Raw genomic sequence first — 13,474 nt, 5'->3', positions numbered from 1 at the left:
AATGAACACAAGTGAGCCGGATCACCGAACCCGGCCTACAGTGTGCCGCAACCCGAACACCCCTAGCTGGAGGCAACGGTGCCGACACCGACCCCCGACGCGGCGCCGCGCCGCCGCGACAAGACCCACTACCTGTACCTGGCCGTGATCGTCGCGGTCCTGCTCGGAATCCTGGTGGGTTTTCTCTTCCCCGGCTTCGCCAAGGGCCTGAAGCCACTGGGCGACGGATTCGTCAACCTGATCAAGATGATGATCTCCCCGATCATCTTCTGCACCATCGTGATCGGTGTCGGCTCGGTCGCCAAGGCGGCGAAGGTCGGCAAGGTCGGCGTCATGGCGCTGGTCTACTTCATCGTGATGTCGACGTTCGCCCTCGCCATCGGCCTGGTCGTCGGCAACATCCTGCACCCGGGTGAGGGACTGCACCTCAACCCCGCCGACGTGAAGAGCGTCCAGAAGTCCGCCACCGGCTCCGAGGGCCCGGTCGACTTCCTGCTCCACATCATCCCGAAGACGTTCGTCTCGGCCTTCACCGAGGGCCAGGTCCTGCAGACGCTGCTCGTCGCGCTGCTCGTCGGCTTCGCGCTGCAGAAGCTGGGTTCGAAGGGCGCGCCGATCCTGCGCGGCGTCGAGCACATCCAGCGCCTGGTGTTCCGCGTCCTGGCGATGATCATGTGGGCCGCGCCGATCGGCGCGTTCGGGGCGATCGCCGCCGTGGTCGGCGCGACCGGCTGGGCCGCGCTGAAGAGCCTCGCGGTGATCATGATCGGCTTCTACGCGACCTGCCTGGTGTTCGTGTTCGTCGTCCTCGGCCTGGTGCTGTGGATCGGCGCGCGGGTGAACATCTGGCACCTGCTGCGGTACCTCGGCCGCGAGTTCCTGCTGATCCTGTCGACGTCGTCGTCGGAGTCGGCGCTGCCGCGGCTGATCGCGAAGATGGAGCACCTGGGTGTCGGCAAGTCGGTCGTCGGCATCACCGTGCCCACCGGGTACTCGTTCAACCTGGACGGCACGGCGATCTACCTGACCATGGCGACGTTGTTCATCGCCGCGGCGCAGGACGAGCCGCTGTCGCTCGGCGCGCAGATCGGCCTGCTGGTGTTCATGATCATCGCGTCGAAGGGCGCGGCCGGCGTCAGCGGTTCCGGCATCGCGACCCTGGCCAGCGGCCTGCAGTCGCACCGGCCGGAACTGGTCAACGGCGTCGGCTTCATCCTCGGCATCGACCGGTTCATGTCCGAGGCCCGCGCGCTGACCAACTTCGCCGGCAACGCCGTCGCGACCGTCCTCATCGGAAACTGGACGAAGGAGTTCGACCGCGAGCAGGCGGAACGGGTGTTCGCCGGGAACGCGCCGTTCGACGAAGCCACCTTGATCGACGAGGAGCGGCAGCCCGAGCCGGAGGAAGCCGCGGCGAAGTAACCCTCCAGGCGTTCGTGCTCACGCCCCCGCTGAGCACGAACCACCGCGGGCCGCGGTGCGAGTTCCCCCGACCTCGCGCCGCGGCCCGTTCCACGTCCTCCGCCCCAGGCGGCACTCCCCCCTCTCCGCCCCAGGCGGCACTTTCACGTGAAAGTGCCGCCTTCGGCGTTCAGGAGGCGGCGGTGTCGTAGGCGACGCGGGCGGCGGCGATGTCGTCGCGGTGCTGCTCCGCCCAGCCGAGGAGGCCGTTCAGGGACTGGTACAGCTCCTTCGCCATCGGCGTGGCCTCGTACTCCACGCGCGGCGGGACGGTCGGGTAGATAGTGCGGTTCAGCAGGCCGTCGCGCTCGAGGTTGCGCAGGGTCAGCGTCAGCATCCGGCGGCTGATCCCCTCGACCGCGCGTTCCAGCTCGGTGAACCGCACCGGGCCCCGGATGGCTTCCAGCAGGATGCCGATCGCCCACTTGCCGCTGATCCGGTTGATGACCTCCAGCACCGTGCAGACGTCGAGTTTCTCCGGGTCGATCTCGGTGACCTGGACAGGTACACCGATGTTCCCCTGGGACATGGAAGTGCCTCCTTCCGGGCGATCCCATGGTCACACATGATGGGCACTGTTACAAGAAGTGCCCTGGCATCGACCAGGGGGAACTCTCGTCTGGAGGGGCCTGATATGGCCGAGAACCACCCCACCCGCTCCCGCCGCCTCGCGTTGGCGGTGCTGTGCGCCGCCTCGCTGATGGTCGTGCTGGACAGCAGCATCGTCGCGGTGGCCCTGCCCGCGATCCAGGCCGACCTCGGGTTCACGCCCGCCGGGCTGTCCTGGGTCTTCACCGCCTACCTCGTCGCCTTCGGCGGCCTGCTGCTGCTCTCCGGGCGCCTGGGCGACCTGCTCGGCCGCCGCCGCGTCTTCCTCGGCGGGCTGAGCCTGTTCACCCTCGCCTCCCTGGTCGCCGGCCTGTCCGCGGACGCGGGCGTCCTGGTCGTGGCCCGGTTCGCCCAGGGCGTCGACGGCGCGCTCGCGTCGGCCGTGGTGCTCGGGATGATCGTCACGATGTACCCCGAGCCCCGCGCCCGGGCGAAGGCGATCGGGGTGTACAGCTTCACGCAGGCGGCGGGCGCGTCGATCGGGCTCATCGCGGGCGGTGCCCTGACGCAGGCGCTGAGCTGGCACTGGACGTTCTACGTCAACCTGCCGATCGGCGTCGCGGCGCTGCTGCTGGCCGTGCGAGTCGTCTCGCCGGACCGCGGGACGGGTCTTCGGGCGGGCCTGGACGTGCTCGGCGCGGTCCTGGTCACCGCCGCGGTGATGCTCGGCGTGTACGGCATCTCGGCGTCGTCCTGGGGCGCGCTCGCCGCGGCCGTCGTCCTGCTCGCGGCCTTCGCGGTGCGGCAGGCGAAGGCGCGGACGCCGTTGCTGCCGCTGCGGCTGTTCCGGATCCGCGCGGTGGCCGGCGCGAACGTGGTGATGGTGCTGATGGTCGCCGGGATGCTCGGCTTCCAGTTCGTCACGGCGTTGTACCTGCAGCAGGTGCTGGGCCTCGACGCGCTGGGGACCGGGGTCGCGTTCGTCCCGGTGCCGCTGGTGATCGCCGTGGCGTCGCTCGGCTTCGCGGACAAGCTCTCGGCGCGGTTCGGCCCGCGCGCGGTGCTGCTCGCCGGGCTCGGCCTGGTGATCGTGGGCCTGCTGCTGCTCACCCGCGTCTCGGACGCCTACTTCACCGGCATCCTGCCGCCGCTGCTGCTGATGGGCCTCGGGGCCGGCGCGGCCATCCCGGCGCTGATGGGCCTGGCGATGGCGGACGTCCCGGCCGCGGACGCCGGCGTCGCGTCCGGCCTGATCAACACGACCCAGCAGGTCGGGGCGGCGGTCGGCACGGCGGTCCTGGCCGCGGTGGCCGCCGCCCGCACGGAGAGCCTCGGCGCGCTGGACCACCGTGCGGCGCTGGCGGCCGGGTACCGCATGGCCTACGGGGTCAGCGCGGGCTTCCTGATCGCGGCGGTGGCCCTCGGCGGCCTGGTCCTGGCCCGCCGCACCCGCCCGGCCCCCGAGCCGGAGCTGTGCACCGCCGATCTCGCGTGACCCGGCCCGTGACTCGCGTGATCGGAGCCGTAACTGGCGTGATTGGAGCCGGAACTCGCGAGTTCCGGCTTTAATCACGTGGGTTCCGGTCTAAATCACGCGGGTTCCGGCCTTGGTCACGCGAGGTAGGCGGAAAGCCCACGGTGGCCCCGCCGCATCATCAGCGCGTGGTTCGCGCGGAAGAGCGGCCGGGCCACCGTGTCGAAGCGCCGCAGCAACTTCTTCCGGGCCTGGACGTCCTGGGTGATCTCCAGCAGCGTGCCCGCGCCCGCCGCGCGGACCGCTCCCGTCAGGGTCCCGTCGAGGTCGCCACTGAGCCTGACCCGCATCAGGCCCGTGCGCTCGTCCTGGTGGTCCCGGTGCATCCGGACGACGATCCGGAACGGCAGCCGGGACCGGCAAACCAGCTCGGCGGTGTCGTCGTCCACGCGGCGCACCGCGCGGACGTCCGACCACCACCGCGGGTAGCCGGCGAGGTCGGTGACCACGTCGAACACCCGCTCGGGCGCGGTTCCGGGCAGCAGCCACGTGCTGCGGAACCGGTACTGCGCACCCGTCATGCTCGTCAAACCTGAGCCGAGACCAGCTTCCGGCCGTCCACCGTGACGATGTCGACCGACTTCACGTCGTCGGGGGCGACCAGCGCCGACCCGTCGAGCGAGAAGCCCTGGCTCTCCCACTTCTCCGACACCTGCCAGCTGCCGGCGGTCACCGTCTGGCCGCCCTTGGTGGTCACCTGCAGCAAGCACTTCTCCCCGGCCTGAACGCCCTTCACCGCCACGTTCACCTTGACCCAGCCCTGGAACGGGGCCACCGACGCGGCCAGCTGCACGCCGGTCGAGGCGTCCGTCGCCCGGACGTCCTTCGTGCCGGGCACCACCGTCGGCTGAACCGGCACCGCGACGTCGGAGGACGCCGTCTGCCTTCCCACCAGCACGCCGCCGCCGAGGGCGGCCACCACCAGCACCGCCGCCGCGACCAGGGCCAGGCCCCGCCGTGACGTCCGGGCCGGAGCCGCGCGTCCTTCCTCGTCGCGCACCCGGCGCAGGGTCTTCTGCAGCAGCAGGTCCCCGCCCTCGGGCGGCCCGTCGAGGAACGCCTCGGGCGGTACCTCGTCGAGCGAGTCGCGCAGGGCCACGAGCTCGTTCAGGTCGAACCGGCACTGCGCGCAGGTCTGCAGGTGCCGCCGCTCGAAGTCGGCCGCCTCGCTCGCATCGAGCGCGCCGAGGGCGTACGCGCCGAGCTGCGTGTGACTCTCGTCCACCGAGTTCATCGCGCCACCTCCGTTCCGCTCGAAATCATCGCTGCTCTGAGTGCTCGTAGTGCGTAGTACGACCTTGATTTCACGGTACCCGGTGCGACGCCCAGTGTTCTCGCCGCTTCGGCCACCGTCCGTCCCCGGTAGTAGATCTCCACCAGGACCTCTCGATGCTCGTTGGACAGCCCGTCCATCGCGCCGAGCACGGTCATCGAGTCGACCACGCCCTGGGCGTGGTCCCGCTCGACGGCCGGGGTAGGCACGCCTTCGGCCGGTTCGGCCACTTCTTGTGGCCGTGCCGCCCGGGCCCGTGCCCGGTCGGTGACCAGGTTGCGCGCGACGGTCAGCAACCAGCCGCGCACCGAGCCTTTCCCGTCGTTCTGCAGATCGTCCGCGTGTTTCCACGCCCGGACGAGCGTCTCCTGGACCACGTCCTCGGCTGCCGCCCGATCACCGGTCAGCCTCGTCGCGTAGGCCAGCAGGCTTCGCCCGTGTTCGGCGTACAGCTGCCGAATCAGGTCTTCGCCTTTGGCCTTCTTAGGCCGCCTGCCTCCTATGGCCACCCTCGTCCTCCCGACGGTGTTCTGAGTCGTCGAGGACAGTAGTGCAACCCTCAGCTCCACCGGCGGTGCGTGCGCCGAGCGCAGCGCGACCATGGTGTTCATCGGCTGCCCGTCCTTCCTCGTTTGCCCGGAAACCCGTCGTCCGTCAGTACCCGGCGCCGCCGGCCTTGCTCGCCGCGGTGATCTTGCTGCCGTCCGGCGCGACGGCGAACCACGTGCCGTTGGCGCCCTGGCCGTTCATGTCGCCCGCGGCCTTGTCGCCCGCGAACTCGTACAGCGGCCAGCCGTTCAGGGTGATCTGCTTGCTGCCGTCCTTGCGGGTCGTCGTGCCCACCTGGGTGTCCTGGATGCCCTTCAGCATCGGTGTGGCCACCCCGGCCAGCATCGGCGGCCACTGGGTGGCGCACTCGCCGTCGCAGTTGGACGTCGGCGGCTGGGAGATGTCCTTGTCGAAGCGGTAGAGCGTCTTGCCGTCGGCGTCGGTGACCACCGCGCCGACACCGTTGACCGTGGCGACCTGGAGCATCTTGTGCCCCGGTTCCCCGTGTTGCGGCCCTTGGGCGCCGTCGGCCATCTCGCCGCAGGCGGACAAGGAGGCGACGGCGACCAGCGCCACGGCGCTGACGACCACCGGCCGGATACGGTTCATGACGTTCTCTCCTCGGTGAGGGCGGCACCGCCGTCCGGCGGACCTCGACACCTGGGACACGGCCGCGAGCGGAAAACGGTTCAGCCGGGTCGACGCCGGTTCGGTGCCGGTTCGCGGGCGGATTGGTGCGACCCGGTGATCGGCACGATCTTGTCGCCGTGCGGGCGGGGTTCCTAGGCTGCGCACGTCCGCACCTCCGCCCCGGCCGTTCGGGAGGCCGCCGTGCCCGGCAAACCCCTCGTCCTGGTCGCGCTGCCGGCCGCGGGCTGTTCCGGCTCTCACCTGGGCCTGATCCCGGAGACGCCGTTCCCCTACCGGGTGCGGCCGTTCACCGGTCCGGTCTCGACGGAGCTGCCCGCGGTGACCGCGGGCGGCACGGTGACCTTCACGTCGGAGATCCCGTGGCCGGGCGCACCGGCCCACCGGCTCCGGACGCTGTACTACGGCCCGCTCTCCCCCGTGGTCCAGCAGCCCACGGGGAAGGAGCGGTAGCCGCTAGAGAACCGTCTTCAGGAACTGGCCGGTGTAGCTCTCCTCGATGCCCGCCACGTACTCCGGCGTGCCCTCGGCCACGACCGTGCCACCGCCCGAGCCGCCCTCCGGACCCATGTCGATGATCCAGTCGGAGGTCTTGATCACGTCGAGGTTGTGCTCGATCACGATCACCGAGTTGCCCTTGTCGACCAGGCCGTTGATCACGCCGATCAGCTTGTTGATGTCCTCGAAGTGCAGGCCCGTGGTCGGCTCGTCGAGGATGTACACCGTCTTGCCGGTGGAGCGCTTCTGCAGCTCGCTGGCCAGCTTGACGCGCTGCGCCTCACCGCCGGACAGCGTCGGCGCGGGCTGGCCGAGCCGGACGTAGCCGAGGCCGACGTCCACCAGCGTCTGCAGGTGGCGGTGGATGGCCTTGATCGGCTCGAAGAACTGCGCGGCCTCCTCGATGGGCATGTCGAGGACGTCCGAGACGGTCTTGCCCTTGTAGTGCACCTCGAGGGTCTCCCGGTTGTACCGGGCGCCCTTGCAGACCTCGCACGGGACGTAGACGTCCGGCAGGAAGTTCATCTCGATCTTGATCGTGCCGTCGCCGGCGCACGCTTCGCAGCGGCCGCCCTTGACGTTGAACGAGAACCGGCCCTGCTGGTAGCCGCGCACCTTCGCCTCGGTCGTCGCGGCGAACAGCTTGCGGACGTGGTCCCAGACGCCGGTGTAGGTGGCCGGGTTGGACCGCGGGGTCCGCCCGATCGGCGACTGGTCGACGCGCACCAGCTTGTCGACGTTGTTCAGGCCGTTGACCCGGGTGTGCCGGCCCGGCACCTGGCGGGCGCCGTTGAGCTTGTTCGCCAGCACCGTCGCGAGGATGTCGTTGACCAGTGTCGACTTGCCCGAGCCGGACACGCCGGTGACCGAGACCAGGCAGCCGAGCGGGAACGAGACGTCGAGCCCGCGCAGGTTGTGCTCGCGCGCGCCCACCACGGTCAGCTGCCGCTTCTTGTCGATCGGCCGCCGGATGGCGGGCACCTCGATCCGGCGGCGGCCGGACAGGTACTGCCCGGTCAGCGATTCCTTGCTCTTGAGCAGCTTCTTGTACGGTCCACTGTGGACGATGTGGCCGCCGTGCTCGCCCGCGCCCGGGCCGATGTCGACCACCCAGTCGCTGGAGCGGATGGTGTCCTCGTCGTGCTCGACGACGATCAGCGTGTTGCCGAGGTTCCGCAGCCGGGTCAGCGTCTCGATCAGCCGGTGGTTGTCCCGCTGGTGCAGGCCGATCGACGGCTCGTCGAGCACGTACAGCACGCCGACCAGACCGGACCCGATCTGCGTCGCCAGCCGGATGCGCTGCGCCTCGCCGCCCGACAGCGTGGCCGACGCGCGGTCGAGCGAGAGGTACGTCAGGCCGACGTCGAGCAGGAAGCGCAGGCGCGCCTGGATCTCCTTGAGCACCGCGCCGGCGATCATCGCCTCGCGCTGGCCCAGCTCCAGCTCGTCGAGGAACTGCGACGCCTCCGCGATGGACAGCGCGCAGACCTCGGCGATGGACATGTCGCCGCGGGTCTTGTGCTGCAGCGTCACCGCGAGGATCTCCGGCTTGAGCCGGGTGCCCTGGCAGGCCGGGCACGGCACCTCGCGCATGTAGCCCTCGTACCGCTCGCGCATGTACTCGGACTCGGTCTGCTCCTGGCGCCGCTCGAGGAACGGGATGACGCCCTCGAAGTTCGCGTAGTACGAGCGCTGGCGGCCGTAGCGGTTCTTGTAGCGGACGTGGACCTGCTCGTCGACGCCGTGCAGCACCGCCTTCTGGGCGCGCGCGGGCAGCCGCCGCCACGGCGTGTCCATCCGGAAGCCGATGGTCTCCGACAACGACTCGAGCAGCCGGACGAAGTAGTCCGCGCTCTGCCCGCCCGACCACGGCGCGATCGCGCCCTCGGCCAGCGACAGCTCGTCGTCCGGGACCACCAGTTCCGGGTCGACCTCCTTGCGGATGCCGATGCCGGTGCACTCGGGGCAGGCGCCGTAGGGCGAGTTGAAGGAGAACGAGCGGGGCTCGAGGTCCTCGATGGCCAGGGGGTGACCGTTCGGGCAGGCCAGGTTCTCGGAGAAGCCGCGGATGCGGTGCGGGTCGTTCTCCGGCAGGTCGACGAACTCGAGCTCGATCAGCCCGTCGGCCAGGCGCAGCGCCGTCTCGACCGAGTCGGTGAGCCGCTGCCGCGACGCCGCCTTCACGGTCAGGCGGTCGATGACCACGCCGATCTGGTGCTTCTCCTGCTTCTTCAGCTTCGGCGGGTCGGTGAGCGCGTGCATGGTGCCGTCGACGACCACGCGCGCGTAGCCCTGCTGCTGCAGGTTCTCGAACAGGTCGACGTACTCGCCCTTGCGGCCGCGCACCACCGGCGCGAGCACCTGGAACCGGGTGCCCTCCGCCATCGCCAGCACCTGGTCGACGATCTGCTGCGGGGTCTGCTTGCTGATCGCCTCGCCGCACTTGGGGCAGTGCGCCTTGCCGGCGCGGGCGTAGAGCAGCCGCAGGTAGTCGTAGACCTCGGTGATCGTGCCCACCGTCGAACGCGGGTTGCGCGAGGTCGACTTCTGGTCGATCGACACCGCGGGCGAGAGGCCCTCGATGAAGTCGACGTCGGGCTTGTCCATCTGCCCGAGGAACTGCCGGGCGTACGCCGAGAGCGACTCGACGTAGCGGCGCTGCCCCTCGGCGAAGATGGTGTCGAAGGCGAGGCTCGACTTCCCCGACCCGGACAGGCCGGTGAACACGATCAGGCTGTCGCGGGGCAGGTCGAGATCCACGCCGCGGAGGTTGTGCTCGCGGGCACCGCGAACAACGAGGCGATCAGCCACGCCAGGGTCCTCTCAATGTCATTCTCAGCTGCGGTCGCCGACCCGGTCTGTGTCGCTCAAACGGCTGCACGGGTGGCCGCGATCCATGCTACGAGCCACCACCGACAAAAACGGGTTCCGCGTCCTTGACCTGCGGTTCTTCGGGCTTCCGGCGTCTGGTGAGCCACCGGTGGGCCGGGCGTTCGACCCCCGCGGTGACCGCCCAGCCGGCCAGCACGGCGGCGCCGGCGACCACGGGGAGCCGCAGCCAGCCGGGGAGACCGGCGTCGAGCAGGGCACGGGCCAGGACGTAACCCAGTTCCTGGTGCACCAGGTAAAGACCATACGAGATGCCCGCGAGCCAGGTGACGGCCGGGGCGATCCGGGCCAGCCCCGGGAGCCGCCAGTCCGGGCCGCGGGCGGCCAGGCAGACCAGCAGGAGCAGGACCGCGAACCCGATCGTGGAGGGCCAGCGCTCGGCGTCCTGCGGCAGCGCGACGTGGAACGGGAACACCTGCAGGTCCTGCGCGGCGACGGCGGCGGCCGCGAAGAGCGCGACGTGCCAGGTCTTGAGCCGGCGCTGCGCCCACAGCCAGATCGCGACGCCGGCGGCGAAGACGTGCAGGCGGTGCAGGCCCAGGCCGTAGTAGAAGGTCTCGACGACCGGGCTCGCCGTCCCCGGCGGGAAGACGGCGAAGCGCAGCGCGAGCGGGACGAGGATCAGCGCCCACAGCAGCGCGACGGTCAGCCGGTGGGTGCGCCACGGCCGCGGCCACAGCAGGGCTGCGCCGGTGAAGGCCATCAGCTGCACCGGCAGCGTCCAGTAGGAGCCGTCGAGGTAGTAGAAGGTCTCGGTCCGGATGCCCCACTCCTGCACCATGCCGAGGTTGGCGACCAGGTCCAGCCACGTCGGGATGTACCAGGGCGAGGGGTCCGTCGGCGGCCCCGGCGGCACGCCGAAGAGGAACCCGGTGACGCCGGGCGGGTAGGACAGGCCGCTGAAGGAGACGGCGGCCCACCGCGTCACGAGGTAGGTCACCAGGACGGCGACCAGGTACGCGGGCACCAAGCGCGCGACGCGGTTCCAGAGCCACCGGCGGGGATTGCCCTTGCGCAGGCTCGCGCAAACGAAGAAGGCGGAGATCACCAGCAGGATCGCGGCCCCGAACTGCGCGGTCACCCGCACGGGGTACCCCGTGAGTTCCGGGTGGAGCAGCGCGCCCTGGTGGGTGATGTGCCCGAGGACGACCGCGGCGACGGCGACGACCCGGAGGAGGTCCCAGCTGATCCGGCGCGGCGTCGGGGAGGTGGGCACGGTCGTCCTGAGGTCGGGCTGGCAGGGGGTCGCGATGAGCCTACGTGCCGCGGCGCCCGCGCGCTTGTGCGGGTGGAACCGCTTGGCGCGAAACGACTACCGTGTGCCGGGTGAACATCGTGGACACCTACACCGGACACGTCGACCCGGGCGGCGACGCCACCCGGCGCACCCTGGACGCGCTGACCATCACCAAGCTGTCCGTCGGCCCGATGGACAACAACGCGTACCTCCTGGTGTGCCGCTCGTCGAACGAGGCGCTGCTGATCGACGCGGCGAGCGACCCGGAGCGCATTTCGGACCTGATCGGCCACGGCCCGGACCGCCCGGCGCTGAAGACGGTCGTCACCACCCACCAGCACCAGGACCACTGGCAGGCCCTGGGCGCGGTGGCGGGCGCGAACGGAGCGAACACGGCGGCCCACCCGCTGGACGCCGGGCCGTTGCCGGTCCCCCCGGACTTCCTGGTCGAGCACGGTGACACGCTGGCGGTGGGCCAGGTCACGCTGTCGGTGATCCACCTGCGGGGCCACACGCCGGGGTCGATCGCCCTCCTGTACCGCGACCCGGCCGGCCACCCGCACCTGTTCACGGGCGACTCGCTGTTCCCGGGCGGGGTCGGCAAGACGTCGTCGCCGGAGAACTTCACCTCGCTGCTGGACGACGTGGAGACGCGGGTCTTCGGCGAGCTGCCGGACGAGACGTGGTTCTACCCGGGCCACGGCGACGATTCGACGCTGGGCGCCGAGCGGCCGAAGCTGGAGGAGTGGCGCGAGCGCGGCTGGTGAACGACGACGGGGAGGGGCGGTGGGTCTCACCAAGCACGCCAGGCGGGTGCTCCAGCAGCAGGCTTCGGCGCTGCTGGCGGAGCACGTCCCGCGCCTCGGCGCCGACCGGCGCCGGATCCTCACCGCCCTGCTCGTCGAGACCGCCGGGAACTGGCGGCTCTTCGTGCGCGCCGATCCGCCCGACGCGCGTGCGGACGCCTTCCTCCTCGGCCCCGAAGGCCTCTTCGCCGTCACCGTCGCCGCCGGCCCGCCGGAACGGCCCGGCCTGCACGCGCTCGTGCGGCACGCCGAGGAAAGCTGCGCCGGCATCCGGGACGGCCGCGGGCGGGAACTGACCGGCAGTGCCGTCCACTTCGTGCTGATCACGCCGGGGCCCCCGGTCGCGCTCCCGGATCCCGGGCCGTTCCGGGTCCTCGCGGAGCCCGAGGTGGCGAAGCTGTTCAAGCGCACCGCGCCGCACCTCACCCGGCGGCAGATCGACGCGATCGGCGAGCAGGCCGCGCGGATCCTCGACGGCTACGTCCCGCTGCGTGTCCGGCCACCCGCGCACGAAGCGTCCGCGGCCGGGTTCCTCGACGCCGGCCGCCTCGTCGAGGCCGAGGTCGCCGCCGCGCAGCTGCGGCCGTTCGACTCGTGGCTGACCTTCCTGCACCCGCACCAGCGGGCGATCGTCACGCGCGACTACCGCGGGCCGGCGCGGATCAGCGGGCCGGCCGGCACCGGGAAGACCGTCGTCGCGCTGCACCGGCTGCGGCACGTGGCCCGCCGGAGTGCCGGGCCCCTGCTGTTCACCACCTTCGTGCGCACCCTGCCGCCCGTGCATGAGGCCGCTTTCCGCCGCCTGGCCCCGGAATTCGGCGGCCGGGCCGAATTCGTCCACCTGCACGCCTGGGTGCGCCGGTTCCTGACCGGACGGGGCCGGCCCGTCGAGGTCGACGCGCGCGGGGTGCGGACCGCGTTCGGCCGCGCGTGGTCGCGGCACCGCGCCGTGCTGGAGCCGATCGAGCGGCACGACGAGTACTGGCGGACCGAGCTCGACCGCGTCATCAAGGGACGCGGGTTCACCACGCTCGAGGAGTACCGCCGTCCGGCCGTGCGCCGGGGCCGCGAACTCCGGCTGGGGTTCGAGCAGAAGGCCGCGGTGTGGCAGTTCTACGAGACGTACCAGGAAATGCTCGCCGAACGCGGCCTGCACGACTACAACGACGTGATCGACATCGCACTGGCCGAACTGCGGCGGCAGCCGCTGGAAACCCGCTACGCCGCGGTGGTCGTCGACGAGGTGCAGGACATCACCTTGAACGGGCTGCGGCTGATCAAGGAGCTCGCCGGCACCGGACCGAACCAGCTCCTGCTGGTCGGCGACGGCCAGCAGCAGGTCTACCCGGGCGGCTGGCGCCTGTCCGACGCGGGCATCCCGGTGCTGGGCCGGGGCGAGGTGCTGAGGGTCAACTACCGCAACCGCACCGAAGTCCTCGCCTTCGCCCAGCAGTTCGACGCGGTCAACGAGGTCGACGACCTCGACGGCGCGTCCGGGGTGGCCCTGAAGAACGCGGAAGCGGGCAACACCGGCGGGGCGGCGGTGTCCTGGCGCGGCACCGAAGCGGACCTCGCCGCCGAACTGACCCGGCGGATCGCCGGGCTGACGGCCCCGCTCGGGCAGACCGCGCTCATCCTCTTCCAGCGCCAGGACCTCGTGCGGTGCCGCCGGATCCTGCGCGAAGCCGGCATCCCCGTCCTGTCCCTCGACGACTACTCCGGGGCGCCCGACGACCACCTCAAGGTGGGCACCGTGCACCGGGCGAAAGGCCTCGACTTCCAGGCCGTGCTGGTCGTCGAGTTCCCCGCCGGTGCGGGCGAAGGCGGGGCCGCCGCGGACGAGGCGGCCGAGCTGCGCGACCGGCAACGCCTCGTCGCGGCGACGCGGGCGCGTGACTTCCTCTGGTGGGGCGTCGTCGAGGACGTCGCGGACACGGACGGAGCAGCCGGGTAACGATAGCGGGCACCGGGGCAACTTCCCGGACGAACCGGGCGTCCCCAGCAGACCCAGCGCTGGGACTTCCATCGGT

General features: G+C 71.2%; 12 protein-coding genes. 5 read left to right on the top strand and 7 right to left on the bottom strand.

The window, feature by feature from the left end; all coding sequences use genetic code 11:
- Window positions 1–78 precede the first annotated feature (78 nt).
- Window positions 79–1,422, top strand: coding sequence for a cation:dicarboxylate symporter family transporter (locus DV20_RS14190; RefSeq protein ID WP_043780248.1), 1,344 nt, complete (start codon window positions 79–81; stop codon window positions 1,420–1,422).
- A gap of 169 nt (window positions 1,423–1,591) precedes the next feature.
- On the opposite strand, the gene DV20_RS14185 is transcribed toward DV20_RS14190, so the two are convergent.
- Window positions 1,592–1,990 carry a winged helix-turn-helix transcriptional regulator gene (locus tag DV20_RS14185; RefSeq protein ID WP_043780246.1) on the bottom strand — a complete coding sequence of 133 codons (399 nt, stop codon included), beginning with the start codon at window positions 1,988–1,990 and terminating at the stop codon, window positions 1,592–1,594.
- A 105-nt stretch (window positions 1,991–2,095) separates the two neighbouring features.
- Here DV20_RS14185 and DV20_RS14180 point away from each other — a divergent pair, with 105 nt between their 5' ends.
- On the top strand, window positions 2,096–3,505 hold the full coding sequence (locus DV20_RS14180) for an MFS transporter (protein ID WP_043780243.1): 1,410 nt from the start codon (window positions 2,096–2,098) through the stop codon (window positions 3,503–3,505).
- Window positions 3,506–3,621: 116 nt separating this feature from the next.
- On the opposite strand, the gene DV20_RS14175 is transcribed toward DV20_RS14180, so the two are convergent.
- The 4 genes from DV20_RS14175 to DV20_RS14160 form a co-directional block, all read right to left on the bottom strand.
- On the bottom strand, window positions 3,622–4,065 hold the full coding sequence (locus tag DV20_RS14175; protein WP_043780241.1) for an SRPBCC family protein: 444 nt from the start codon (window positions 4,063–4,065) through the stop codon (window positions 3,622–3,624).
- A gap of 5 nt (window positions 4,066–4,070) precedes the next feature.
- Window positions 4,071–4,778, bottom strand: coding sequence for an anti-sigma factor family protein (locus DV20_RS14170; protein WP_043780239.1), 708 nt, complete (start codon window positions 4,776–4,778; stop codon window positions 4,071–4,073).
- On the bottom strand, window positions 4,775–5,326 hold the full coding sequence (locus DV20_RS14165) for a sigma-70 family RNA polymerase sigma factor (RefSeq protein WP_026469270.1): 552 nt from the start codon (window positions 5,324–5,326) through the stop codon (window positions 4,775–4,777). The genes DV20_RS14170 and DV20_RS14165 overlap by 4 nt, the downstream gene beginning before the upstream one ends.
- A gap of 145 nt (window positions 5,327–5,471) precedes the next feature.
- Window positions 5,472–5,975 (bottom strand): COG4315 family predicted lipoprotein, encoded by a 504-nt coding sequence (locus DV20_RS14160; protein ID WP_043780237.1) that lies wholly within the window; start codon window positions 5,973–5,975, stop codon window positions 5,472–5,474.
- 222 nt (window positions 5,976–6,197) lie between these two features.
- On the opposite strand from DV20_RS14160, the gene DV20_RS14155 reads away from it, so the two are divergent.
- Window positions 6,198–6,467 carry a hypothetical protein gene (locus DV20_RS14155; protein WP_051735994.1) on the top strand — a complete coding sequence of 90 codons (270 nt, stop codon included), beginning with the start codon at window positions 6,198–6,200 and terminating at the stop codon, window positions 6,465–6,467.
- A 3-nt stretch (window positions 6,468–6,470) separates the two neighbouring features.
- On the opposite strand, the gene uvrA is transcribed toward DV20_RS14155, so the two are convergent.
- Both uvrA and DV20_RS14145 read right to left on the bottom strand, forming a co-directional pair.
- Window positions 6,471–9,323: an excinuclease ABC subunit UvrA gene (gene uvrA / locus DV20_RS14150; RefSeq protein WP_043780236.1), complete on the bottom strand. Its 2,853-nt coding sequence runs from the start codon at window positions 9,321–9,323 to the stop codon at window positions 6,471–6,473.
- An 88-nt stretch (window positions 9,324–9,411) separates the two neighbouring features.
- Window positions 9,412–10,617 (bottom strand): acyltransferase family protein, encoded by a 1,206-nt coding sequence (locus DV20_RS14145; protein WP_043780235.1) that lies wholly within the window; start codon window positions 10,615–10,617, stop codon window positions 9,412–9,414.
- A 110-nt stretch (window positions 10,618–10,727) separates the two neighbouring features.
- On the opposite strand from DV20_RS14145, the gene DV20_RS14140 reads away from it, so the two are divergent.
- On the top strand, window positions 10,728–11,405 hold the full coding sequence (locus tag DV20_RS14140; protein ID WP_043780234.1) for an MBL fold metallo-hydrolase: 678 nt from the start codon (window positions 10,728–10,730) through the stop codon (window positions 11,403–11,405).
- A gap of 19 nt (window positions 11,406–11,424) precedes the next feature.
- Window positions 11,425–13,398, top strand: coding sequence for a UvrD-helicase domain-containing protein (locus tag DV20_RS14135; RefSeq protein WP_043780233.1), 1,974 nt, complete (start codon window positions 11,425–11,427; stop codon window positions 13,396–13,398).
- The last annotated feature ends 76 nt before the right edge of the window (window positions 13,399–13,474 follow it).

It is taken from the genome of Amycolatopsis rifamycinica, assembly GCF_000695625.1.
Lineage (GTDB): Bacteria > Actinomycetota > Actinomycetes > Mycobacteriales > Pseudonocardiaceae > Amycolatopsis > Amycolatopsis rifamycinica.
The sequence above is the reverse complement of the archived record's forward strand: the minus strand, read 5'-3'. Positions and strand labels throughout refer to the sequence as shown.

What these genes read in the sequence shown, in the direction of transcription:
- DV20_RS14185 (WP_043780246.1), bottom strand. Translation starts at nt 1,990, where the DNA reads ATGTCCCAGGGGAACATCGGTGTACCTGTCCAGGTCACCGAGATCGAC.
- DV20_RS14180 (WP_043780243.1), top strand. Translation starts at nt 2,096, where the DNA reads ATGGCCGAGAACCACCCCACCCGCTCCCGCCGCCTCGCGTTGGCGGTG.
- DV20_RS14175 (WP_043780241.1), bottom strand. Translation starts at nt 4,065, where the DNA reads ATGACGGGTGCGCAGTACCGGTTCCGCAGCACGTGGCTGCTGCCCGGA.
- DV20_RS14170 (WP_043780239.1), bottom strand. Translation starts at nt 4,778, where the DNA reads ATGAACTCGGTGGACGAGAGTCACACGCAGCTCGGCGCGTACGCCCTC.
- DV20_RS14160 (WP_043780237.1), bottom strand. Translation starts at nt 5,975, where the DNA reads ATGAACCGTATCCGGCCGGTGGTCGTCAGCGCCGTGGCGCTGGTCGCC.